The sequence below is a fragment of the Listeria sp. ILCC797 genome (genome assembly GCF_900186185.1).
Lineage (GTDB): Bacteria > Bacillota > Bacilli > Lactobacillales > Listeriaceae > Listeria > Listeria goaensis.
Map to the genome: position 1 here is coordinate 58029 of NZ_FYBS01000006.1, position 25560 is coordinate 83588.

Annotated in this window: 24 protein-coding genes and 1 tRNA gene; 1 reads left to right on the forward strand and 24 read right to left on the reverse strand. The window is 42.2% G+C overall.

The window, feature by feature from the left end:
* Positions 1–304: 304 nt before the first annotated feature.
* From rpoN to BN1609_RS07675, 5 genes are all read right to left on the reverse strand, one after another.
* Positions 305–1648 carry an RNA polymerase factor sigma-54 gene (gene rpoN / locus BN1609_RS07650; RefSeq protein WP_088815755.1) on the reverse strand — a complete coding sequence of 448 codons (1344 nt, stop codon included), beginning with the start codon at positions 1646–1648 and terminating at the stop codon, positions 305–307.
* A 503-nt stretch (positions 1649–2151) separates the two neighbouring features.
* The gene (locus tag BN1609_RS07660) at positions 2152–3078 is read right to left on the reverse strand and encodes a dipeptidase (protein ID WP_088809776.1); all 927 of its coding nucleotides are present in this window, start codon (positions 3076–3078) and stop codon (positions 2152–2154) included.
* 16 nt (positions 3079–3094) lie between these two features.
* Positions 3095–3478 (reverse strand): hypothetical protein, encoded by a 384-nt coding sequence (locus tag BN1609_RS07665; protein WP_088838988.1) that lies wholly within the window; start codon positions 3476–3478, stop codon positions 3095–3097.
* A 66-nt stretch (positions 3479–3544) separates the two neighbouring features.
* Entirely contained in the window at positions 3545–3775 is a 231-nt protein-coding gene (locus BN1609_RS07670) for a hypothetical protein (protein ID WP_088809774.1), read from the reverse strand.
* Between the two features lie 406 nt (positions 3776–4181).
* Positions 4182–4253 (reverse strand) — tRNA-Arg (locus BN1609_RS07675).
* A 182-nt stretch (positions 4254–4435) separates the two neighbouring features.
* Between BN1609_RS07675 and clpP the strand changes: the two genes are divergently transcribed.
* Positions 4436–5029 carry an ATP-dependent Clp endopeptidase proteolytic subunit ClpP gene (clpP, locus tag BN1609_RS07680; RefSeq protein WP_088809773.1) on the forward strand — a complete coding sequence of 198 codons (594 nt, stop codon included), beginning with the start codon at positions 4436–4438 and terminating at the stop codon, positions 5027–5029.
* Positions 5030–5073: 44 nt separating this feature from the next.
* On the opposite strand, the gene namA is transcribed toward clpP, so the two are convergent.
* The 19 genes from namA to uvrA all read right to left on the reverse strand — a co-directional run bounded on the left by namA (position 5074) and on the right by uvrA (position 25558).
* Positions 5074–6087 carry an NADPH dehydrogenase NamA gene (gene namA / locus BN1609_RS07685; protein WP_088809772.1) on the reverse strand — a complete coding sequence of 338 codons (1014 nt, stop codon included), beginning with the start codon at positions 6085–6087 and terminating at the stop codon, positions 5074–5076.
* Positions 6088–6102: 15 nt separating this feature from the next.
* Positions 6103–7077: a DNA-binding protein WhiA gene (whiA, locus tag BN1609_RS07690; RefSeq protein WP_088809771.1), complete on the reverse strand. Its 975-nt coding sequence runs from the start codon at positions 7075–7077 to the stop codon at positions 6103–6105.
* A gap of 5 nt (positions 7078–7082) precedes the next feature.
* Complete coding sequence (gene yvcK, locus BN1609_RS07695) at positions 7083–8045, reverse strand: YvcK family protein (RefSeq protein WP_088809770.1); 963 nt, start codon at positions 8043–8045, stop codon at positions 7083–7085.
* Position 8046: 1 nt separating this feature from the next.
* Positions 8047–8922, reverse strand: a complete 876-nt coding sequence (rapZ, locus tag BN1609_RS07700; RefSeq protein WP_088809769.1) for an RNase adapter RapZ — start codon at positions 8920–8922, stop codon at positions 8047–8049.
* Between the two features lie 102 nt (positions 8923–9024).
* On the reverse strand, positions 9025–10755 hold the full coding sequence (locus BN1609_RS07705) for a phospho-sugar mutase (RefSeq protein ID WP_088840721.1): 1731 nt from the start codon (positions 10753–10755) through the stop codon (positions 9025–9027).
* A 48-nt stretch (positions 10756–10803) separates the two neighbouring features.
* Positions 10804–11838, reverse strand: coding sequence for an aldose epimerase family protein (locus BN1609_RS07710; protein WP_088840722.1), 1035 nt, complete (start codon positions 11836–11838; stop codon positions 10804–10806).
* A 67-nt stretch (positions 11839–11905) separates the two neighbouring features.
* Positions 11906–12895, reverse strand: a complete 990-nt coding sequence (galE, locus tag BN1609_RS07715; RefSeq protein WP_088809766.1) for a UDP-glucose 4-epimerase GalE — start codon at positions 12893–12895, stop codon at positions 11906–11908.
* A 104-nt stretch (positions 12896–12999) separates the two neighbouring features.
* Complete coding sequence (locus tag BN1609_RS07720) at positions 13000–13389, reverse strand: hypothetical protein (protein WP_088809765.1); 390 nt, start codon at positions 13387–13389, stop codon at positions 13000–13002.
* A 272-nt stretch (positions 13390–13661) separates the two neighbouring features.
* Positions 13662–14618, reverse strand: coding sequence for a thioredoxin-disulfide reductase (gene trxB / locus BN1609_RS07725; RefSeq protein ID WP_088809764.1), 957 nt, complete (start codon positions 14616–14618; stop codon positions 13662–13664).
* An 82-nt stretch (positions 14619–14700) separates the two neighbouring features.
* Positions 14701–16164: a hypothetical protein gene (locus BN1609_RS07730; protein ID WP_088809763.1), complete on the reverse strand. Its 1464-nt coding sequence runs from the start codon at positions 16162–16164 to the stop codon at positions 14701–14703.
* 79 nt (positions 16165–16243) lie between these two features.
* The gene (locus BN1609_RS07735) at positions 16244–16738 is read right to left on the reverse strand and encodes a DapH/DapD/GlmU-related protein (RefSeq protein ID WP_088809762.1); all 495 of its coding nucleotides are present in this window, start codon (positions 16736–16738) and stop codon (positions 16244–16246) included.
* Between the two features lies 1 nt (position 16739).
* On the reverse strand, positions 16740–17393 hold the full coding sequence (gene ppaX / locus BN1609_RS07740; RefSeq protein WP_088840723.1) for a pyrophosphatase PpaX: 654 nt from the start codon (positions 17391–17393) through the stop codon (positions 16740–16742).
* Between the two features lie 30 nt (positions 17394–17423).
* Positions 17424–18254, reverse strand: a complete 831-nt coding sequence (gene lgt, locus BN1609_RS07745) for a prolipoprotein diacylglyceryl transferase (RefSeq protein WP_088815770.1) — start codon at positions 18252–18254, stop codon at positions 17424–17426.
* Between the two features lie 97 nt (positions 18255–18351).
* Positions 18352–19287 (reverse strand): HPr(Ser) kinase/phosphatase, encoded by a 936-nt coding sequence (hprK, locus tag BN1609_RS07750; protein WP_088809759.1) that lies wholly within the window; start codon positions 19285–19287, stop codon positions 18352–18354.
* Between the two features lie 93 nt (positions 19288–19380).
* Positions 19381–19737 (reverse strand): phage holin family protein, encoded by a 357-nt coding sequence (locus tag BN1609_RS07755; protein ID WP_088809758.1) that lies wholly within the window; start codon positions 19735–19737, stop codon positions 19381–19383.
* A gap of 6 nt (positions 19738–19743) precedes the next feature.
* Positions 19744–19941, reverse strand: coding sequence for a PspC domain-containing protein (locus tag BN1609_RS07760; RefSeq protein ID WP_088809757.1), 198 nt, complete (start codon positions 19939–19941; stop codon positions 19744–19746).
* A gap of 31 nt (positions 19942–19972) precedes the next feature.
* Positions 19973–21187 carry a PspC domain-containing protein gene (locus BN1609_RS07765; protein ID WP_088809756.1) on the reverse strand — a complete coding sequence of 405 codons (1215 nt, stop codon included), beginning with the start codon at positions 21185–21187 and terminating at the stop codon, positions 19973–19975.
* 67 nt (positions 21188–21254) lie between these two features.
* Positions 21255–22505: a DUF4097 family beta strand repeat-containing protein gene (locus BN1609_RS07770; RefSeq protein WP_088838992.1), complete on the reverse strand. Its 1251-nt coding sequence runs from the start codon at positions 22503–22505 to the stop codon at positions 21255–21257.
* Between the two features lie 185 nt (positions 22506–22690).
* Positions 22691–25558 (reverse strand): excinuclease ABC subunit UvrA, encoded by a 2868-nt coding sequence (gene uvrA / locus BN1609_RS07775; protein ID WP_088840724.1) that lies wholly within the window; start codon positions 25556–25558, stop codon positions 22691–22693.
* Between the last annotated feature and the right edge of the window lie 2 nt (positions 25559–25560).

A 25560-nucleotide genomic window follows, 5' to 3' on the forward strand; every position in this document is an offset into this window, starting at 1 on the left:
TGAATTTTTCAAATCATACGTCTTTCTCTTTTTCTTACCTTCTCTCGCTCTACGTGCATTATGATGAAGCTTTATCATTCCTTTATTACCCTACAACATTTATTTTAACAGCCTTTTGGAATTTCTTCAAGTAATAAGTGGGACATTTATGAAAAAGCAATCATTTTTTTACAAAAGGAAAATATTTCATTTTACTTAGAGCTTCTTATGACTAGCTTCATTTGAAATAGCGCCCTTGCCATGTTTCCATAAAAAAAGACAAATTTCGTCCCATCATTTTTAAAACTGGGACAAAATTCGTCTATCATTCATCAAATCGTTTTCTTTTAGAAGAAGATGGAATTCGCAGTTCTGTCCGATATTTGGCAATCGCCCTACGCGAAACTTCAATCCCTTTTTCTGCAAGCAAATCAACAATTTTCTGATCTGAAAGTGGTTTTCGCTTGTCTTCTTCTTTTACAAAGTCAAGAATCAACTGTTTAATACTCGCGCTTGAAACATCTCCTGTATCCGTTGCCGTTTCCTTCTTCTTTTGTAAACCGGACGCAAAAAAGGACTTTAGTTCAAACACACCTTGGCTTGTTTCAATATATTTCCCGTTCACAGCTCGACTAACCGTTGATTCATGGACGCCAATTTCTTCAGCGATTTCTTTAAGGGTTAGCGGCTCTAGATGGGCATTTTCTAAAAAGTGAGCTTTCTGGTGGGCAACAATTGCTTTGCCGACACGTTTTAATGTATCCTCGCGCTGCTCCATGCCTTTCATAAGCCAGTCATACTCGCCAGTTTTGTCTTTCAAAAAGTTCAGCACATCTTTTTCCTTCGTGTCGCGCATCATTTTATAGTAGTTCTCTTGGAATCTAATTTGTGGAATGAATTGTTTCGCCACTGAAACGAACAGCTCCTGTCCAACTTGTTGCAAAATCAAATCCGGGACAACGTACTGCACGCGTTCCGTTTCAAATTCGGACCCTGGCTTAGGATTTAACGTCTGCACAAAATCAGAAACTTGCTGAATCTCTGAAAGCGGGACATCAAGCGCGCTCGCGATGCTCTTCCACTTTTTCTCCGCAAAAGCAGTAAAATGTTCTGAAATCACATCGTACGCAATATACGGCGCGTCTATCGAACGATCAATCTGCAACAAAATGCACTCCTTCGCGTCACGCGCACCCACACCAGCCGGCTCTAGGCTTTGTAAAACTTCAAGACCCGCGAGCACATCCGCTTCGCTCATCAAAAGCCCGCTCGCAATCGTTTCAATGTCCGTCACTAAATAACCGGCATCATTCAAACTTTCCACAAGATACAGCAAAACAATTTTTTCCTTGTAGCTTAATTTCATAAGCGCGATTTGATTCTTCAAAAAATCAGGCAGCGTTTCCTTGCTGTCCGCAATTTGTTCCAACCAGTCATTATCCGTATCATAATTTTTTTTGCGCTTCGTATAACTGTAGTCTGTTGCAACATCAATGCCAGCGACCACTTCAATTAGAGGGTTTTCCAGAGCTTTATCTTCCAAAAAAGTCGTTAAGTCAGCCGTTGTAAATTGTAGCATTGCAATAGATTGGGAAAGTTGCTGCGTCATCGCAAGCTTCATCGATTGTTTTTGTTGCTGCTTTTGCACATAATTGGATTCAAATCTCATGTCAAAACCTCCTTTTCATCTATTATTATAACACGGGATTAAAACACCGTTAAAAGACAAAGTTTTCAAAAAATAACTTTGACGCGTTTGCCTGAATCACTTATACTTAAAATAACAAAAGAGGGCTTCATGGAAATACAACTAAAGTCAATTAAGCATACACTATACTTTCGACTTCTTTTCATCCTTGTATTACTTAGTCCATGGATTTTCGGCTTCAGTCAGAAGCAAGGCCAGCTAGCCATTCTATTCATGGCCAGTGTTTATTGCGCTTCAAAAGCTTTAAAAAGTCTACTTTTAATTTTAAACCCTGATGAAAGTACGGCAAAACAAAAAATCTCTACGTTAGAATTTATTATCTATACCGCTTTCATCATCTATATTTTCATCTTATTTTGCACTAAATTTTTAACAATTTAAAGTATAAATCCAGCAATACTGCCATTTACAAAAATGGGGTTACTGGATTTATACTTATTTTTTGTCGCTGTCTGGCCGCTTCTTTATCGCGGTAAATGATTCATGAAATTTTTATAAGCAAAACCTTCCACGTCTTCTTCGGAAAAATGTTGCCGTAATACTTCGATAAAATCTTGATATTGCCCAGCATGTTCAAGTCCTTTTACATGCGAAGGAATCCCATCAAAATCCGAACCAAATCCAATATTGCGAATGCCGCCTAGTTCAGCAATGTGCTCAATATGGCGCACGATATCTTCCATTTCTGCAGTGCCGCTATTCGTTGTGAAAAGCGGGTGGAAAACTACGTGAATCATCGCATCGTGCGCAATCATCGCTTTCAATTGGTCATCATCTAAATTACGAACATGTGAACAAATTGCTTTTGCGTTTGAATGGCTCGCAATTGGGAATTCCGAAGCGTCCATTGCATCCCAAAAACTTTTGACGCTTAAATGCGAAACGTCCGTAAAAACTTTTCGTTCATTTAAACGCCGAATGATTCCCTTCCCAAATTGCGTGAGCCCCGCCCCACGCGGTTCAAGAATACCATCTGCCGCTAAATTCGCATTGTTCCATGTTAGTCCCACCGAAAGCACACCGTTATCTAGCACTTGCTCCAAGCGATCTAAATCCTGACCAATCGGCTCCACCCCTTCTAATGTTAATGCCGCCGCAATTTTCCCATCAGGCAAAGTTTCCAAATCCGTCCATTTTTTGAGCGGCTTTATTATGCCGTCACGATGCAAAACGTGTTGCTTGAAAATATTTCCTTGCTCCACCGTTTTTTTCCACTTTTGCTCAACAGGCACTTCCGGATCTAAAAAAATGGCAAATCCCTGCAAAAAAATATCTCCCGCAAGCAGGCGCTCAAAATTCACATCCAGCTCCGCATCGTCCTGAAACGTCATGCGCCCCTTGGCTTTTTGCAATTTATAAAGAACATCACAGTGCATATCAACAATTTTCATGATTAAAATCCTCCCTCTAAAATAGCGCTTGTCCCTCGAGACTCAAAAGTTTCTGTACCGTGCTTTGATGCCATTTCCGCCCAATAACCCGCTTACTAACTAAATATTTGCCTTCCTCAAGCTTCCCATCTTCCGTGAGCGCTTGAATTTTCAGTTCATAAACAAGCGTTTTTTTACGCATTTCAATTTTATGTAACTGGGCCTTCTCTAGAAAATGCATTTCTGCTTCACCTAATTTAAATTGAAAGGTGAACATGCCAACGTTTGTAAAAGCCAAGATAAGTGTATGACGCGTTCGCATTGTTGGACCAGCATACATGAAATGTATCTCAGAAATCGAAAGCGCGTTTTCTTTCGCGTAGCTAAAAAGCTCATTTTCAAGCCTATCTTTCAAACCCATTTAATCACCTTTTCTCATTAATAGTTCCATTATAAACGGGATTTTTAAAGAAGGGTAGGAAAATCTTCATTTTACTATCGAACAAGTTATAATTTGCTTTAAAAGCAATGTTTTCAGCTGTTCATTTTCGTCATACAATTCCACGATTTCTTCCCGCATATCAATAAAACTTGGAAAAAGCGCTAAGTCAACATGCTTCAACCGGATGCAAACCGCCTTTTTCAAATTCATTGCATTTAATAAAGTAAAGATGATTTCATTTTTCATCATTTTCTCCTGTTCAAATAAACTATACATATCGTCGCCACCTATTCAACTTCTTAATAACCATTATACGAACATTTGTTCTTTTTTAAAATAGGTCGAATGGACGAAACAAAGGACTAGAGTATATTCCAGTCCCGTGTTAATTGATTATTCGTTCAGTTTTCCAAAGGAGGTAAAGTCAATTAATCTTTCTATATTCGTCACAATCTTAGCGAGTTTCTTTTGCGTGTTTGTATCATAAGTTATCTGTATCAAAATAAGCAAGTAATTGGACGCATGTTTTGTCTTTCATTGCTCAGACAGAAGCTATTTTTAGGTCAGCATTAAAAAAAGTTGCTGGATTTTCATGTCGCACTATTATGAAAATAGAATGTAAAAGTTTAAAACAAAAAGAGCCAAAACAGCTATACAACGCCATTTCAACTCTTCTTTAGAGCGCCCTCGGAGGGAATCGAACCCCCATTTTAAGAACCGGAATCTCACGTGCTATCCTTTGCACCACGAGGGCAAATAAATTTACCGTACGAATAGTAATTATAGCGGAAGCAGTGTACTTTGACAAGTTTTTAATCAAAAGAAAATGTTTTAAGAGTCTTTCATTTGACCTAATTTGACCAATATTGTATGATGTAATCAGTGAATGGGCGATATGCCCATCTTAAATTTTAGGCTTATAGGAGGAATCTTGATATGAATTTAATCCCTACAGTAATTGAACAAACAAGCCGCGGGGAACGTGCTTACGACATTTATTCCCGTCTTTTAAAAGACCGTATTATTATGCTTGGTTCTGCGATTGATGACAATGTTGCGAACTCGATTGTTTCGCAGCTACTTTTCTTGGACGCCCAAGACCCTGAGAAAGATATTTTCCTATACATTAATTCGCCAGGTGGTAGCATTTCTGCTGGAATGGCGATTTATGACACAATGAACTTCGTAAAATCCGATGTTCAAACAATTGGTATGGGAATGGCTGCTTCGATGGGATCGTTTTTACTAGCTGCAGGAGCTGATGGCAAACGTTTTGCGCTTCCTAATACGGAAATCATGATTCACCAACCTCTTGGCGGAGCCCAAGGACAAGCTACTGAAATCGAAATCGCAGCACGCCACATCTTGAAAATCAAGGATCGCATGAATCGTATTTTATCCGAAAAAACGGGTCAAACGCTTGAAGTTATTGCGCGCGACACTGACCGTGACAATTTCATGGACGCGGAACAAGCGAAAGAATACGGCTTGATTGATGATATTGTTGTGAATAAGAATAATTTGAAATAATGAAACGAAAAAATCCGAACTCAGACGAGTTCGGATTTTTTGTTTTACCACCCGCGACTATACTGTCTCGGACCATCGATTGTTTCCCCAAGTTCAATGGCTGCTTCGCGTGCAAAATACGGGTTGCGTAGTAATTCGCGGCCGATGATGATTAAATCCGCGCGGTCATTGCACAAAATTTCTTCTGCCTGTGTGGCGTTTGTGATAAGACCTAGAGCGCCTGTTGCGATTCCAGCATCACGGCGAATCAATTCGGCAAATGGCACTTGGTAGCCGGGATAGCTAGACGGTGCTACGGGCACTAGGCCACCACTTGATACGTCTACCAAATCGACGCCGTCTGCTTTCATCCATTTTGCAAAAGGCACGTAATCTTCTGGTTTTAAACCACCGTGCGCATAGTCTGAGGCTGAAACGCGTACAATGACCGGGCCGTCCCAAACTTCGCGCACCGCTTTTATAATTTCACTAACAATGCGGTAGCGGTTACCCGCAGGGCCACCGTATGCATCTTCACGGCGATTTGTAATTGGCGATAGGAATTGATGTAGCAAATATCCGTGTGCTGCATGCAATTCGATGACGTCGAATCCGGCTTCTGCCGCACGATAAGCCGCACGTTTAAAGTCTTCCACCACTTCTTTTATTTGCTCTAAAGTTAGCGCGTTCGGTTCGCTGTATTTCTCACTAAATGCGATAGCAGACGGCGCAACAATTTTCCCAGGAAGTTCAGCTTTTCTACCCGCATGAGCAAGTTGAATTCCTGCTTTTGCTCCGTGATCATGAATTCCGTCTGTAATCCGCTTGAGCGCTGGGATTTGCTCGTCGCACCAGAGGCCTAAATCCTTTGTGGAAATGCGGCCGATTTCTTGAACAGCAGTCGCTTCCAAAATCACGAGTCCCGTTCCACCAGCGGCGCGGCTCATATAGTGTGTAAGGTGAAAATCGGTTGCAATGCCGTCTTCTTTATCGACCGAGTACATGCACATCGGCGACATCACAAGGCGGTTCTTTAAGGTAACATCTTGTAATTTGTAACTGGAAAATAATTTCGACATCAACATTCGCATCCTTTATTTTATACTTTGAACATTTAAACCTATTTGTGAAGGGGTTTCCCCGTTTTTCAGGCGTTCGGCAATTTGGTCGATTTTTCGCAAACGATGATTAATGCCTGATTTTGAAATGGCGCCATTTGAAAGCATTTCGCCGAGTTCTTTTAGCGAAACGTCTTCATGCGTGATGCGCAGTTCTGCAATTTCACGCAAGCGCTCTGGTAACGCTTCTAAACCAACTTCAGCGCGGATAAATTTAATGTTTTCGATTTGTCTAACTGCCGCATTGATTGTTTTATTGAGATTTGCTGTTTCACAGTTAACAAGGCGATTGACGGAATTTCGCATGTCGCGCATAATCCGAACGTCTTCAAAGTGAAGCAGCGCCTGTGTTGCACCAATAATACTCAAAAATTCCGTGATTTTCTCGGCTTCTTTTAAATACGTAATGAAACCATTTTTCCGCTCGAGCGTCCGCGCATTTAAGTCAAATGAATTAAGCAACGCGCATACCGCCTCATTATGTTCCTCATAAACCGAGAAAATTTCAAGATGATAGGACGACGTTTCCGGATTGTTCACTGAGCCACTTGCTAGAAAAGCCCCTCGCAAATAAGCACGTTTTGCATTCCGTTTTTTTACAAATGCCCTATCAATCGACTTCGTAAACGTAAAATTATCTTGCAAAATATATAAATCTTCAAGAATTTCCTTCGTTTTCGCCTTCAGCCTAACAATATACACATTATTTTTCTTTAACTTCATTTTTTTTCTGACTAAAAGCTCAATCGGGACGTCGTATAAACGCTTTAAGAGTTGATACATCCGTCTAGCAGTGGCTGCGTTCTCCGTTTGAACGTCCGTCACCATCAAACCATTTGAAAATGACATCGCACCGTTCATTCGAATGAAGGCGGCAAGTTCGGCTTTCGCCTCATCTTCTGTCACTTCCATATTCGTCAGTTCTTTTTTTGTTTCCGAGGCAAACGACACAACATTCACTCCTTTTCATCATTGGGAAGCATGCTTAAAAGAGCTTGCGCCACTTTTTCACCATCATGCCGGACAAGGCGATTTTCTGTTGAAAGAAAATCATGATACACTTCTTCAACGCCAATTTTTTTAAGCGCTGCGTCACTATGCGTCACTTGTCGAACATCGTCCGGAAATAGCAATTCTACCGGAACTTTTTCAGTATTAATTAACATTTTCGTAATAAATGGCGTTCCCACATGCTCGTGAATCGCCTGAATATGGTCCGCATCACTAAAATAATCCGTCTCACCAATTTGAGTTAAAATATTCGTGATGTAAACTTTCTCTGCTTTTGATGCCACAATAGCCTCTGCTAATCCTTTAACGAGTAAGTTTGGCATGATGCTCGTATAAAGGCTGCCTGGGCCGATAACAATTAGGTCTGCGTCTTGTACTGCAGCTACGGCCGTTTCAAGCGGCGCCACATCTTCTGGGTCAATAAACACCCGTTTAATTTGCTTTCCTTGTAAAGGAATAATCGATTCTCCGGTTACAATTTCCCCGTCTTCCATCTCTGCTTTTAAAACAAGCGGGTGGTCGGTTACGGGAATGACTTTGCCGCGAATGCGCATGACTTTGGAAAGAACATCAATGGCATCTACATAGTTTGCGTTTAGTTCAGAAAGCGCCGTTAAAATGAGGTTGCCTACGACATGACCCGATAAATCACCGTCCACTTTGAAGCGATACTGAAAAAGGTCAACGAGGCGCTGATCAGCGTTTGATAAAGCAACCATGACATTGCGAATATCACCGGGTGGAAGCACGTTCATTTGCTGCCGAATTTTCCCCGAGCTACCGCCATCATCAGCAACTGTGACGAGCGCAGTTAAATCAACATTTTTATTTTTTAAGCCTTTTAAAATGACGGGAATGCCAGTGCCACCGCCGATAACTACAATCTTCGGTTTCCTTGCTTTTTCCATGCTACTTTTCCTTTCTGCGTTTCATATCTCGGTGTGAAATCGTCGTTTCGTATTTACTTTGCAACGCTTTTCCAATGTATTCAGAAAGTGCAACAGAACGGTGTTGCCCGCCCGTACAGCCAATCGCAATGACAAGTTGCGTCTTCCCTTCGCGTTTGTAATAAGGCAGCGTAAAATTGAGTAAATCAAGCGTCTTATCCAAGTAAGTTTGCGTTTCTGGCCATTTCATCACGTAGTCATAAACATCTTTGTCAAGTCCTGTTAAAGGACGCATCTTATCAATATAATGCGGATTCGGCAAGAACCTTACATCAAACACAAGATCCGCGTCAATCGGCAAGCCGTACTTAAATCCGAAAGACATCACTTGCACATTGAAAACATCTTTATCCTCTGCTCTAAACTCTTGATTGATTCGTTCTCTAAGCTCGCGCGGCTTCATATTCGATGTGTTGATGACAAGTTGCGAGCGACCTTTCAAATCACTTAATAAATCGCGTTCCGCTTTAATACCTTCTAAAACGGAGCCATTTGGTTCAAGTGGGTGGTGCCGTCTTGTTTCTTTATAGCGCGAAACTAAAACCCCATCATCTGCTTCTAAAAAGAGAATTTTAGTCGTAATAAAAGAAGTGTTATCGAGTTCATCTAGCGCTTGCTCAATGGAGTCGAAAAAGTCACGTCCGCGTAAATCCATAACAAGTGCAATTTTATTCATTTTGCCGGATTCCTTCATAAGCTCCCAAAACTTAGGTAACAAAGTCGGCGGTAAATTGTCGACACAGAAATAACCAAGATCCTCTAAAGACTGCATGGCAACCGTTTTACCTGCCCCGCTCATTCCAGTAATAATAACTAATTGCAATTGATTCGTTGCCAAAAGCACTCATCCTTCCATCGTTCACTATATCTATTATTCTACCATAATCACCACTATAATGATGCAAAAAGAGGCTTCGCATCTGCGAAAACCCCTTCTATTTTAATGCTCAACAAGCTCTAAGAGTGCATCTCGAACTTTCTCGAGTTTTTTCTGGCTAGCCGCTTCAGTTGCCCCTTTTATACTAAAGTAGAACTTGATTTTTGGCTCTGTTCCAGATGGTCGTAAGCAGAACCATGAACCGTCAGTCAAGTAAAATTTAAGCACATCCGCGCGCGGAAGCAAGATAGGCGCGGATTCGCCAGACGCAATAAAATTCGTTTCACTGCGCAAGTAATCCTCCACACGCTCGATTTTCTCGCCACCCATACCAGTCGGCAATTTCTCGCGGAAGCTCGTCATAATTTCTTTAATCCGCTCCGATCCGTCTTTTCCGCTAAGCGTAAGCGACACAAGATCCTCTTTATAAAAGCCAAACTGGGAGAAAATATTGTCCAATTCTTCGGAAAGCGTGAATCCACGCTCTTTAGCATCCAGTGCCACTTCTGAAATCGCAAGCACCGCCTGGATAGCATCTTTATCGCGTGTGAATGACTTCACCATATAGCCATTACTTTCTTCATAGCCAAATAAAAATGTATTCGAACCTGTTTCTTCAAAACGCTTAATTTGTTCGGCGATAAATTTAAAGCCTGTTAGAACTTCAATCATTTCCGCCCCGTAAAATTCAGCGATTTCGCAACCAAGGTCACTTGTTACGATGGATTTCAAGACGGCCGCGTTAGCTGGCAACTCGCCTTGGTTTTTCTTTTGTTTTAGCAAGTAGTTTAAAATGAGGGCGCCGATTTGGTTACCTGAAAGCACGTTGTATTCGCCGTTTTTCGTGCGAACAGCCACGCCTAGACGGTCCGCATCAGGATCCGTTCCAACTAAAATATCCCCATCGTATTTTTCACCGTATTCAATCGCCAGTAGGAAAGCTTCACGGTTTTCTGGATTTGGTGATTTTACCGTTTTAAAATCTGGATCGTTTTCAAATTGCTCCGTCACCCGAATGATGTTTGTGAATCCAACACTTTCAAGGGCAGGCACGCCTAGAATGCCACCCGTCCCGTGAAGCGGCGTGAAGACAATCTTCAACGTGTCACCTTTTTCTTTTACAAGCGCTTTATTCACCGTAACCTCTTTTAATTTTTCCAAATACGGCACGTCCACTTTGTCGCTGATAACTTCAAGCAACCCGCTCGCTTTGAGCTCGCTCGTATCGCGAATTTCCACCGCAAAAATGTCCTCAACCGAATCAATATATTCCGTCACCGCGTCCGCTCCTGCTGGTGGCATTTGCCCGCCGTCCTCGCCGTAAACCTTGTATCCGTTATATTCTGGCGGATTGTGGCTCGCCGTAATGACAATCCCACTGAAGCAGTTTAAATCGCGAACCGCGAAAGAAAGTTCCGGCGTCGGGCGAAGCGATTCAAACACGTAACTTTTTATCCCGTGGGCGCCTAAAACCGAAGCGCTCTCGTACGCGAATTCTTGTGACATGTGACGAGGGTCATAGGCAATGACTACACCGCGTTTTTTCGCCGCATCCCCATTTTCTGCTACAAATTTTGCAAGTCCGTAAGACGCCTTACGAATCGTATAAATGTTCATGCGATTAGTGCCCGCACCAAGAACACCTCGCATTCCAGCAGTTCCAAATTCCATATTTTTATAAAAACTATCTTCAAGTGTCTTTTCATCACCGCTCAAGCCATCAAGCTGTTTACGTAAATCAGCATCTAGTTGCGCATTGTTTAACCATTTCTCATATTCTGTATTCCAATTCATCGTTCATAGGCTCCTCTCACAAATACCTTCTGTTATATTTTATCAGTTTCAAGCTTTATTTACAAAAAAGCGAAAAGTCGTTTTGGAATAAAAAGGCTTTTCAGGGCGCAGCACGCTATCACCAAAATGCGGGTGGTGAATCGCATCTGGTAAAATTTGCGTTTCAAACGTAATACCTGAAAAAGGCCGAATTGTTTCACCAAAAACTTTGTAATCGCCAAACAACGTATTTCCTGTATAAATGACAACGGCTGGCGCGTCCGTCTGAACAGCCACCCCGCGACCAGTTTCAGCATCCATTAAAACGGCATCTGGTTGCCCCGCTTCATGTTCCAAAACGAAGCCATGATCGAGGCCACCGCTCGCAAAATCGATTTGCGGGTCACCTTTTGAAATGGCGTCTTGAATTTGTTTTTTCGCAGTAAAATCAAACGCGGTTCCTGTAGTCGCTCTAATTTCTCCAGTTGGAACTAAATCGGCGTCCACACATGCGAATGCGTGACTTCGCACAAAAAGCTCATTCTCGAAAACCGCCTTTTTAACATCCCCCGAAAGGTTAAAATATGTATGATTCGTCGGGTTGAACAGCGTCGGCTGGTCGGTCTTCGCCTCGTATTCAATCACCCATGCATCGTCATCCGTCAGCGTATAGCGCATCACCACATCGACTTCACCGGGATAGCCGTTTTCAAAGGCAGGGCTCTTGTAGGAAAAAATAAGCGAATTTTGTACTTCTTCCACTTGGAAAATCGCCTTACTGAAATTCGGACGGCCTCCGTGCAGCTGGTGGTTCCCATTATTTTTCACAACGTCATATTGTTTACCGTCAAGCACAAAAGTGCCGTTTCGAATCCGCCCCGCAACACGACCAACAAAAGCCCCAAAATAAGGCGAATGCGCCAAATAGTCAGCTAAATTGTCAAACCCTAAACTAATATTTTGAAACTCGCCAAAACGGTCTTCCGTTACAATACGCGTCACAATCCCACCGTAATTTAAAGCCGAAAATTCCGTGCCACGATTATTTTTAAGTGTGTACTCATAAATTGGTACTCCATCGATTTCACCAAAAATTCGTTTCAATTTGTCCCTCCTTCGTCGTCAAACATACAAACTGACGACAATTCAAGTCGCCAGTTCAAACGCTATTTTATTCTACATACCCGTTCGGATGGCCCAAATGCCATTTCCACGCGGTTCCAATGATTTCCTCCATATCCGTATGTTTCGGCGTCCAGCCAAGAACTTGACGAGCCTTCTCACTCGAAGCAATAAGTGTACTAGGGTCACCAGCTCGGCGCGGTCCAATTGCAGCCGGAATTTCCTTACCTGTCACACGTCTCGCCACATCAAGCATTTCCTTCACAGAAAAGCCGTTGCTACTGCCCAAGTTGAAAATATTGCTCACTCCACCATTTTTCAAATACTCCAGCGCCAAAATATGCGCATCAACCAAATCCACCACATGTACGTAATCGCGCACACATGTGCCATCTTCCGTCTGATAATCGTCACCATAAATTGATAATTCCGCACGCTGCCCTAAAGCCACCTGCAAAATAATCGGAACTAAATGTGACTCGGGATTGTGGTCTTCACCTATCGAGCCATCTTCTTTCGCTCCAGCAACGTTAAAATACCTTAGCGATACGTAACGTAACTCGTGAGCCAAGTCACACCAGTGCATCATTTTCTCCATAATAAGCTTTGAATCTCCGTAAGTGCTCTCAGGATTCGTTGGCATGTCCTCTGTAATCGGTACACGCTCTGGCTCGCCGTATGTCGCCGCTGAAGACGAGAAAACGATGTGCCGAACGCCAAATTCCTCCATCACTTCAAGCAGAACTTGCGTCCCGTAAACATTATTATTTAAATAAACGAGTGGAATTTGCATCGATTCCCCAACAAGCGAGTTCGCCGCAAAATGGATTACACCCTCAATTTTTTCTTTTTTAAAGACACTTTGTAAAAAAACTTTGTCCCGAATATCACCTTTATAAAAAGTCGCCTGACGATTCAAAGACGCCTGATGCCCCGTCTGCAAATTATCAACAACAACGACATCATACCCTTTCGCTAGCAACCCATCTACCGCGTGAGAGCCAATATATCCAGCCCCACCTAACACTAAAATACTCATCTCGTCGACCTCCTTACGCCGCTTCTTCTTGTACCATTTTACAACAGTTCCAAGCAATCGTCACCCCTAAATAAAAAACCCCCTCAAAAAAAGGGGCCCCCGCATCATTCCATCACGGTCGAAATTTCCCGGTACCGCGCTTCATTTTCACATTGCGGCAACGTTTTAACTAACAGATCATGATTTTCAAAAACAATCTCATCAAATTCCGCATTCGATAAATAAAAAGCGCTCATATGCGAGAAATAAACGAATTGCAACATATTTTCATATTCCGGTACGTCTTTTATCTTCAAAACTTTCCGCACAAAGAAGTTTACAAGCGCGTCGCCCGTCTTCACATACCAGGGAATACGAATAAGATTGACATCGAATTCTTGATGCGCCTCAGCCCATTGTTCCGTCGCCTCATTCTGCACCGTAAAAGCGACCTCTTTTCCGCCCGCAGCCTTAACCTTAGTCACATCGATAGTAACAACAGCAATTTTTTTCATTAAAACGACATCCTTTCGTTCTTTAAAAAAAGATTTTACATAAAATTTTTAGTTCATTTATTTTTTATCACTAGAAATAAATTCAAATGTTTTTACAAGTAAGTACAGCCAAAAAATAAAAATTAATGTCCTAGATATAATATACCCATCCACGCCCAATTAAATAGTAGCACATTCCAGAGAATAAAATCCACACTAAAAGTATTAATTTTCAAACTATTTAAGGAAGTTGCAAGAAAAAAAGACTGCCTACAATTGGCAGTCTTTTAACCTTATTCACTCACCGCTTCAAGCGATTCTTTTAATTCTTCTACAAATTTTTGTGCGTTTTGTCCAGCTAGGCCGCCGTCACCGGTTGCCGTTACAATTTGGCGTAAGCTTTTTGCGCGAACATCTCCAGCAGCGAAAATGCCCGGAATACTCGTTTCCATTTCTTCGTTCGTACGAATGTAACCTTCATCGTCGGTAATGCCGAGGTCGTTGAACGCGCTTGTTAGCGGGACAAGGCCGACATAAATGAATACGCCATCAGCTTCTAAATCATGTTTAGAGCCATCTTTTGTGGACACTAAACGTACGCCAGTTACTTTTTTGTCGTCGCCAACAATTTCTTCCACTGTGGAATCCCACACAAAATCCACTTTTTCATTTTTAAACGCGCGATCTTGCAGAATTTGTTGTGCGCGCAATTTGTCACGGCGATGCACGATGGTCACTTTATCTGCATAACGCGTCAAGTAAGTGCCTTCTTCAACTGCCGAATCGCCGCCGCCAACAACGACTAAATCACGATTTTTGAAAAACGCTCCGTCACAAACCGCACAATACGATACGCCGCGGCCGCTTAACTCGTCTTCGCCCGTTACACCAAGTTTACGATGTTCGGCACCAGTCGCAATAATGACCGCACGCGCTTTATAGCTTTTCGAACCAGCCGTCACCAGTTTATATGCTTTAAAATCTTCAATCCCTTTAATGTCACCATACGCATATTCCGCGCCAAATTGCTTCGCGCCTGCAAACATTTTATCCGATAAATCTGGACCTAAAATGCTATCAAAACCCGGGTAGTTTTCCACGTCCGCCGTGTTCACCATTTGCCCACCAGGCACGCCACGTTCTATCATTAATGTATCTAAATCAGCACGGGAAGTATAAAGCGCTGCCGTCATGCCAGCAGGCCCAGCTCCGATGATAATTACATCATAAATTTTTTCTTCACTTACCATTTTACATCCTCCTAAGGTCGCTCTTTAAAGTCTACACCTAGCTTAATACGAAACAGTAAGTTCGTCTATATATATGCTCACACTACTTGAATAAATCAATATCTTGTATTTTTTGGTCTAAAGCCGCTTGTTTAATTTGCGCTGGACTGCCAAAACGGGTGACGAAGCTCGATAAAACAGCTTTCTTCTCGTACTCAGGTAAGAGGATTTGTTTTTCAGTAATCTGCCAAACCGTTTTTACAACTTGCATATAAAGCGCTAAGTTTTCATCCGAAAGAGGTAGGCTTTTGCGTCTTAGTTCTTCGAAAAGTTCTACCATATAGCGACTATTTTGCTCGGGAATGCCTTCTGCGAGAAAGACAAATTGCGTGAAAACGAGGTGCTCCTCGTACGTCCAATTCGTCATTTCAAACAGCGGGTGAAAAAGCACAAGTTCCGCGCGCGCAGGTGAAATTGAGAGCGCATAAACGCCTAGATAGTGCAGCGTACGCTCTTTCGATGCCAGAAGTTGCAAAACGTTTGGTACATGCGCCGCAAAATCATTTGCCGCTTCATCAAACGGAAAATCTTCTTTTTCATATACGTCACAGTTTAAAAATTGCGCCCACATTTCATGCGCAAATTCAATATTACCTAAATAAAAAGCGGTTTTTGCCCGGTAATAATAAAACTTCGGTCGTTCGGTTACCTCTAAATCAACAATATCGCCCAGAAAATCGTCCGCCGTCTTATACGCCCCCATCATAGCATGTACGTAGCCTAACCGTTCCCGGTGATGCGTCAAAATAGGCACAATTTTCGTAAGCTCCGCGTAAAGTTGCTGAACTTCTTCTTCATTCGCCTTGAAGTAATGATACATAAACAAATCAATGCGCCCTAACAAATTGCCGCTTGACCGTTCTAGTAAATCGTACAAAACTTTAAGTCCTTCCTCCTCGCGAAGCTGCTCAAAATAAAGTGCCGCCAGTTGGTTGTAAGCCGGCCAAAAGTTCGGTTTCTCATCAATAACTCGCTCTAAAACGCGACAAGCCGAAACACTATCTTCCTCCGCCAAATAGCGGTTGATTTCCTTTTTATATTCATAAAATTCCTGTTCCACTTTAATAAATTTATTTTCAAGATTTTGCCCGATTGGCGTTTCTTCAAGTAAAACGTCCATTAAATCGTTCGCCTCTTCCACATATTCGCCTTCTGGATCCTCCGCCACATACCGCTTAGCGTACTGAAGCGCCCGTTTAAAGTCCTTCAAATAAGCAAAATTGTTCGCAATAAAGTAATAACAATAATACATATTTCCATCCAAATTTTCTAAAACGTAACGCAAAAGTTGATTCGACTTATGAAATTGCCCAATTTCCGTATAACAAATCGCCAGCTGACAAATGATGACCGGCTCAAAAGGCTCTAAATCACGCGCGCGCTCCAAATAGCCTATCGCTTCCGTCATCTTCTCCTCGCGAAAAGCCACAATACCTCGTTCAAAATAAAATTGTCCGTTTGGGAGAAAGTGAATCACTTTCGGTTCCCGAAACCGTTTTTCTGCCATTATTTCTCCCCTCCATTTCGTTTATTTAGTATATCATAGTTCGCGTTTCCGTCAATACAGCAAAAAATCCCATTCTCGCTTAAGAATCGGATTTTTCTCTAATCACAATCGGATTACCAAATGCCACGCTACCCGCTGGAATATCTTTCGAAACGACTGCACCGGCGCCAATCACAGCGCGGTCGCCGATTTGGACGCCCGGTAAAATAATGACGCCCGCACCAATCATGACATTATCGCCAATCGAAACAGCGCCCACGCGGTATTCATGCACTAAATATTCGTGGGTCAAAATCGTCGTTTGATAGCCAATAACTGAATTTTTACCAATCGTAATCTTTTCTGGGAAAAATAAATCAAAGGTCACTTTAAACGCAATTGCCGTTTTGTCGCCAACCTTCATGCCTAACAGTTTGCGATACAAATTGCGTTTGCCACCCATCCACGGGAAGTAGCGCGCAAATTCGATAACCACAGTGTTTTTAAAGGTGCGCCAAAACGGAACCGTCTTGTAAACGTGGTTGAGCGGGTTTTCGTTCGCAACTTTCGGCTCGTAACGCTTGTAGTTTCGCATATCAGGCCTCGGTACGGACAATCTCAAGTAGATCGCCCATCGTTTTTAACATGTAGTCTGGCTCAAATTGCGTCAAGTAATCCGGACCTTTAATGCACCATGAAACGGCCGCCGTCTTCGTACCCGCGTTTTTCCCCGCGTGAATATCGTGGAAATTATCGCCAACCATAATCGCCTCGTCTGCCTCTGAACTTAGCAGCGCAAGCGCCATTTCAATTCCTTCCGGGTCAGGTTTCGCCACTTTCACTTGGTCGAGCCCGATGACGACCTGAAAATATTTATCGAGGCCAGTGAGTTTCAGACCTTTCATGATGACATCGTACATTTTCGTGGAAACGACCGCAAGCTTGTAATCTTCCTCATAAAGCGCGCGAATTGCCTCGTAAACACCGTCATACTCTAAGATGAGATCGTCATGGTGCACAATATTAAACTCGCGATAATACGCAATCATTTCGTCCACTCGTTCTGGCGCTAAGCTCGCAAAAGTTTCCGTAAGCGGCGGACCAATAAATTGCAAAATTTCCTCTCTTGAAAAGCTTCTTTCTGGTAAAAATTCCGCCAAGGTTTTCTTAAACGTTTCGATGATGAGTTCATTCGTATTGATCAAGGTTCCATCCAAGTCAAAAAGCAAAGTCGTAATCTTTTTCGTCATACTTTCAACCTTTCCTTGCCGAAGCAAAGCTTATTTTTTTGGCACTTCCCCGTATTTGTCCGCTAAATAATAAGGTGGATTTAGTTTGATTCGTCTATAAATAATCATGCCAATTGACACTACAATTAAAATTACAGCCAGTACTTGTGATACTCTCATGTCGCCCCACATCAGGCTATCCGTACGCATTCCTTCAATAAAGAAACGACCAAATGAATACCAAATTACGTAACCCAAAAACAGCTCTCCGCGGCGAATCTTCGTCCGGCGTAAAACAAGGAGTACAACAAACCCAAGCACATTCCATAAACTTTCATAAAGAAAAGTGGGTTGATAATAAGCGCCGTCTATGTACATCTGATTGATGATAAAGTCTGGCAGATGCAAGCTTTCCAAGAAACTACGCGTCGTTTCCGCCCCGTGTGCCTCCTGGTTCATAAAATTTCCCCAACGTCCAATCGCTTGCGCAATCAGTAAACTTGGAGCTGCAATATCCGCTAGTTGGAAAAAGGAGATTTTCTTGATACGCGAGAATATGATAGCCGTACCGACCGCCCCAATAAGCGCCCCGTAAATTGCAATCCCACCGTGCCAAATTTTAATGATTTCGCTTGGATTATCTTTATAGAAATCCCATTGGAAAATAACGTAATAAATGCGAGCACAAATAATTGAAATCGGAATTGCCCAAATTAATAAGTCCACAAACAACTCTTTATCAAAACGGCGTTTAGTCGCCTCTCTTAGTGCCAAAAGTAGCGCTACAACCACACCTAGCGCAATAATAATGCCGTACCATTTAATGGAGAAGTTACCAAGTTGAATTGCCACCGGATCAAGCGGTGTAATTTGATTTTCCATTCCGAACCTACTTTCTTTTCTTCATTTTCACTATTCAATTTTACCTTTTCTCGCACAAAAAAGAAAGAAGCTTGACCAAATTGCCAAGCCTCCTTCGTTAATCGTTCATGCTATTTTGGCTAATCAAATTGTTTAAGTCACTTGTGAAACGTTCCGCCGCATTATATCCCATATTTTTCAAGCGGAAATTCATTGCCGCCACCTCAATGATGACAGATAAATTTCGGCCTGGGCGAACTGGAACGGTGATTTTAGGAACGTCCATATCGAAAATGCGCGTTTTTTCCTCGTCAAGTCCCACTCGGTCGTAATGTTTCGTTGGATCCCAATTTTCAAGGTGCACAACAAGCGTAATTTTCTTGCTTGACCGAACTGCCCCTGCCCCGAAGAGCGTCATCACGTTAATAATTCCGAGACCGCGAATTTCAAGCAAATGCTCAATAATTGCTGGCGAAGAGCCAATTAAGGATAGTTCATCTTCTTGGCGGATTTCAACATTATCGTCGGCAACTAACCGGTGACCTCGTTTCACCAGTTCAAGCGCAGTTTCACTTTTCCCAACGCCACTACTACCGGTAATTAAAACCCCAAGACCATAAATATCTACAAGCACCCCGTGCATCGAAATAACTGGCGCCAATTTACTTTCCAAAAAGTTCGTTATATAAACAGAAAGACGCGTCGTTTTGAGTCTCGAACGGAGCACCGGGATTCCAGCCTCGCTAGCCGCCTGAATTAGCTCTTTCGGTGTTTCTAAATTCCTCGAAACAACAAAAGCCGGCGTTCGCTTCGTGCACATTTGCTTATAACGCTTTAACCGCTCACTAGGCTCCATTCCTTCCGAAAACGAAATTTCCGTCATGCCGAAAAGTTGCACACGGTCCTCTGGATAATAAGAAAAGAAACCAGTTAATTCAAGACCTGGCCTTGATAAATCACTCGTTGAAATGGGCCGCTCTAAACCTTCTTCGCCGCAAATCAGCTGCAAGTTAAGCCGCTCCACTAACTCCTTTACCGTCACGCTTTTTGTCATGTAAGTCCCTCCACTACGGTTTTTCTTTTATTTTACCATGGATCACCAGATTCGAATAGCGCAAACAAAAAGTTATGAGCGACTGCTCATAACTTATCGCCGATTCTTATTGTCAAAAAGAACCGAATTAATAATCATATTGGCAAAAGCCATAATAGCCGCTAAAATAAGGGCTGTTCCAAAACCGTCAATATTGAAAGAACTTCCCATAAAATACGTTGTCAGTTCCAACATGAGCGCATTGACTACAAAAGTAAATAAGCCAAGCGTTAAAATATTAATCGGCAACGTCAGCAGTAGCAAAATCGGTCGAATGAGCATATTCAAAATCGCTAGAATAAAGCTCGCCAGTATCGCCGTAGTAAAACCATCTACGTGAAAACTAGAAAAGAAGCCCGATAACGCTACAAACAGTACTGCATTAATTAAAACACCTATTATAAAACGCAAAATCTATCACTCCCACTCTGTACTTGGAGCTTTCGGCATAACAATCGCTGCAATAATATAGAGTAGAATTCCTGTACCAGCGAACAATGAGATAACCGCCCAAGCTAGGCGAATCCACGTTACTTCAACACCAAAGTATTCTGCAAAACCACCACATACACCAGCCAACATTTTTTGGTTGTTAGATTTCGTTAACTTTTTCATTTACTTTCCCTCCTGATTAAAACTATTTTTCTTATTTCACTTCTTGCTGTTCAAGCTCTGTTACTTTAATAATACCCGTGTTTACATTCGCCTGAATTGTTCCCGTGCTAATCTCTTCCGCATTTTGCGTAAAGACAAACGTCTGATTCGAGTTGTCCCAAACTTTTGCATTCTTCAAATCGAAATAAATCTTCTCACGTCTAGTCCCAAGCGTTCCGTCCACATTCCACGATGCGGGAATTTGGATGCGAATATCTCCATTTGGTGCCTTTAAATCAGCCGCCGTGGCTGTATCATTGTAAACTGTATAATCCACGTCACCATTAGCCGTTTTAGCAACCGTTGTAAGCAAGTTTCCAGCAATCGAAACATCACCTTTTTGCGTTGCCAAATCTACATTTTCAACATCGGCGCGTTTAAAGAAAATTTCTCCGTCCGTTACTTCGGCACTTAAAAACTTCCCACTCGCCCCAGCAGATCTCACGTCGCCATGGCGCACTTTTAAAATACTATCTTCAACAGACACATCATCAAATTTCAAGTTTCCGTTAAGTAACTGAATTTTCATTTGTTCATAAAGCCGTTTTGGCACTGTTAGCACAACATCTGTTTTTAATACATCATTCTTAGATTCAAATGTAAATTGTTCTGGCGTAATTTCAAGCATGGTTTGACTGAAAAAATAGTCCCACAATTTGTCTTCGCTTAATTGACGAATGGAGCGTGCTTTCTCATGCACAGCTAGTACAACGCGCACTTTTAAGTCATCCTTTTCCCAAACACGAAGCGTCACATCACCGGTTGCAACTTGAACTTTCAACCCTCTAAATGTTGTAGCATCAAAGCTGAATTCACGGGACGGCCTTGGTCGACTTCCTGAATGATTTCTTTCCGCATGTTGCATGCTTACTTTTTCGTGATGCATTTTATGATTCATATGCGCTTCGTGGTGGTGTTTTCTTCTGTCATACTGCCTATTTCTACGCGCTTCCATACGACGTTTTCTCTCATCAATACGTTTACGATGATGATCAAGCACTTCTTCCGTCGTCATATTTTCAGAAGGAATCACAAACAGGGCAATGATATAGGCAATAATTGCGATACCCGTTTTCATCGTAAAAACAGCGACAACAATGAAAATCAAACGTAGAATCGTTGCATCAATACCAGTGTATTCAGAAATACCACCAAAAACACCGCCGATTTTACGATCAACACGAGATCTTCTTAGTTTTTTGTCCATACTATGCGCTTCCTTTCAAGAGTCTTCGCCAAGCGAAGACTCTGAGTTCCGTTTTATTTTACACGTTTCACTTAGATTCACGAATTTTGACACTACCTGTTGTAGCTTCCGCCTCAAGTTTAAGTGTATCACCTGCAGCAGGTTTCGTGAAGACCATCGTTTTACTTACAGATTCAGATTTTGAATCCAACACTTTCGCATCTTTCACATCTAATAATAATTTACCGAGGTTCGTATGAAGGCGCCCGTCTAATCCGAGTTCTCTCGGCACAGTAATTTCTAGGTTCCCTGCACCAGTTTTTGCTTTTAAGAATGCCGCTTCTTCATTTTGCAAGTGATAATTGACATTCCCATTTTTGGTCATTAAATTGGTTGAGTAGAAACTACCTTTTACTGAAACATTGCCATTAAAGGTTTTAAGTGAAACATCGCGCACGTTTCCGTTTTGCACGCGTACATTACCGTTAATCGACTCGATTTCTGTCAATGTCGCTTGGATTGTACCGACACTAATGTTCCCATTTGTTGTTTTCGCAAACAAGTCACGGCCAGTTAGTTCATCAATGTGGAAATTACCATTTAAAATTTTCACTGACACATAATCATATTCACGACGTGGCAAGTATACTGTTAAATTCGTTACGATTTGCTTGGATTTAGATTCAAAGCGAAGCGTTTCTTCATCGACACGAAGCGTTGTGCGGTCAAAGAAGATTTTCATTGCTTCTTCTTCTGGGTATTCTTTAAATAGTTTAATCATCGCATGGACGCGAATATCATCATTATCGGACGGTTTAAATTCAATGTTTCCATTTGCCACTTCAAATTCTAAAATCGAAAGCGTTGTATCATGATAAACAAATTCGCGTTCAATTTTTGTTGATGTTAAAAATGGAAACGGCATATCTTTCACTTGATTGAAAGCACTGCTTAGGAATGAACCAATTTTTTCACCAGCTTGCGATAAATCGTTCATCACATTTTTCATTGATTCTTCGCGTTTTTCCTTTTCAATACGAGCACGTTCCTCATCTTTTGCTCTTTGCTCTGGACGTTCTCTACGCGGTTTCTTCGCTTCTCCTCCGCGATACGGATTACCGGCTGTATTCCAGCCTTGCGAGTAGTCATAACCTTGTTCTTCTTCCTCGTTCTCAAAAGCTTCCTCATAAGAAGTTCTGCGCTCAGCTTGACGAATATTTTCAGAGGCTGCTGATTTGCCTTCTTTTTTCGAAATATTTTCAAGTAGCGTTAGCGCTTCTTCCGTTGAGATAACACCTTGTTTCACGAGTTCTAAAATGCGTTTACGTTCGTTTTCCATTCCAGTTCCTCCTAAAAAATATATTGTAAGTAAAGTCATTAAATTCATAGGTCTTTTAACTATATGTTCATTATGAAGGATTCCACGTCATCTGTCATACAACTTAAGAACGATTCTTTCTTTAGACTTTTGGGGAAAAGGAAAAGCCTGATGAGAAGACTCCCTCCCAATCAGGCTTTTAAGTTTTATTTCTGGGCACTTTCAATCCGATTTTTCGTTCGCTTTTTATCGCGTTCAAGAACCCGTTTCAAATATTTACCCGTATACGATTTTTTCGAACGTGCCACTTTTTCAGGTGTTCCCGTCGCAATAATTTGACCGCCACCATCGCCGCCTTCCGGACCAAGATCAATCAAATAGTCCGCTTGCTTAATGACGTCCAAATTGTGTTCGATAACTAAAACGGTATCGCCATTTTCATCAACTAAGCGCTGTAGCACTTTTAAAAGTCGACTAATATCATCGGCATGCAAACCAGTTGTTGGCTCATCTAAAATATAGAATGATTTACCGTTACTCCGCTTATGGAGCTCAGAGGCAAGTTTAACCCGCTGTGCTTCACCGCCTGATAAAGTCGTGGCTGGTTGCCCAAGACGGATATAGCCTAAGCCAACGTCGACAATCGTCTGCAATTTGCGCGCAATTTTAGGTTGATTTTTAAAGAATGCCAAGCCTTCTTCAACCGTCATCTCTAAAACTTCCGCGATATTTTTCCCTTTGTAGCGAATATCTAACGTTTCGCCGTTGTAGCGCTTCCCGCCGCAAACTTCACATGGCACATAGACATCTGGCAAAAAGTGCATCTCAATTTTGATGATGCCATCACCTTTACAAGCTTCACAACGACCACCTTTTACATTAAAGCTAAAACGACCTTTTTTGTATCCGCGTACTTTCGCCTCATTCGTAGAGGCAAATAAGTCGCGAATGTCATCGAATGCGCCCGTATAAGTCGCCGGATTCGAGCGGGGCGTCCGCCCAATTGGGGACTGGTCAATATCAATAATTTTCTCCAAGTGTTCCGTCCCTTTAATCTCCTTATGCGCGCCCGGTTTCGCATTCGCCCGGTTTAACTTGCGCGACAGCGCTTTTCGTAATACTTCATTTACAAGCGAGCTTTTTCCAGAACCTGAAACGCCCGTCACACATGTGAATGTTCCAAGTGGGATATCCGCACTGACATTTTTCAAATTGTTCGCCTTCGCACCAACAATTTCGATTTTATTGCCATTTCCATCTCGGCGTGAACTTGGTACTGGAATAAATTTTTCTCCCGAAAGATATTGGCCAGTTATGGAATTTTTATCTTTCGCAACCTCTTCCGGCGTCCCAGCAGACACAATTTGACCGCCATGTTCGCCAGCACCAGGTCCAATATCAATTAAATAATCCGCGGCCATCATCGTATCTTCATCATGTTCCACGACAATAAGCGTATTTCCAATGTCACGCATGTTTTGCAACGTTTCAACTAGACGGTCATTATCGCGCTGGTGCAAGCCAATGGACGGCTCATCTAAAATGTACAGCACACCCGTCAAGCGGGAACCAATTTGTGTCGCTAGTCGAATTCGTTGTGCCTCCCCGCCCGAAAGCGTTCCAGCCGCCCGACTAAGCGTTAAATAATTTAAACCTACATTATTTAAAAAGCCTAGACGACTCCGTACTTCTTTTAAAATTGGAGCCGCAATTTGACTTTCCTTTTCTGAAAGAGCTAGCTCTGAAAAGAATTCCAGGCCTTCCGTCACAGAAAAATGGCTGATTTCGCCTAGATGTTTGCCATCAATTTTCACTGCTCGTGCTTCTTCCTTCAAACGGTAACCATGGCAAGTTGGACACGGTAAGTCCGTCATATATTGCGCCATCTGTTCACGCGTAAAGTCCGAATTTGTTTCCCGGTAACGCCTTTCCACGTTCGGTAAAATCCCTTCAAATGGCATCCATGTTTCTCTTGTCATTCCAAAATCATTTTGGTATTTAAAGAAGAATTCTTGGTCACCCGAACCATTTAAAACGATATTTTGTTCTTCTTTCGATAGCTTTTCAAACGGCTTCTTCATATCAATCCCGAATTCCTTACATGCCGATTCCAGCATTTGCGGATAATACTGCGAACTAATTGGACGCCACGGAACAATTGCTCCGTCCTTTAAAGAAAGCGAAGTATCTGGAATGACCGTTTCAACGTCCACCTCTAGTTTCGTACCTAAACCATCACATGTCGGACACGCGCCAAATGGACTGTTAAAAGAAAACATGCGCGGCTCTAGTTCCCCAACTGTGAAGCCACAATACGGGCAGGCATAATGTTCGCTAAATAGTAATTCTTTTTCGCCCATAACATCAACAACCGCATAGCCGTCCGCTAATCGAAGTGCGGATTCCAGCGAATCGTACAAGCGCGACTGAATGCCTTCTTTAATAACAATTCGGTCAACGATGATTTCAATAGAATGCTTTTTGTTTTTTTCAATTGTAATCTCGTCGTTAATATCATAGATTTCTCCATCAACACGAATGCGCACGTAACCTTGTTTTTTGACTTCTTCAAGCGTTTTTTTATGTGTGCCTTTTTTGCCAGAAACAATGGGTGCCATCACTTGCAGGCGTGTCTTTTCAGGGTATTCTAAAACGCGCTCCACCATCTGCTCAATGGTTTGTGATGTAATTTCGATGCCGTGGTTCGGACAAATTGGGTGCCCAACACGTGCATAAAGCAATCTTAAATAGTCATGAATTTCCGTTACGGTTCCGACTGTGGAACGTGGATTTCGACTTGTCGTTTTTTGGTCGATGGAAATAGCTGGGCTGAGCCCTTCGATTAAATCTACATCTGGCTTATCCATTTGGCCTAAAAACTGGCGTGCATAAGCTGATAGCGACTCCACGTAACGACGCTGACCTTCCGCATAGACTGTATCAAAAGCTAGGGAAGATTTCCCCGATCCAGACAGCCCCGTCATGACGACCAGTTTGTCACGCGGGATTTCAACGTCGATATTTTTTAAGTTATGGGCTCTTGCCCCTTGAATGATAATTTTATCTTTATTCAAAT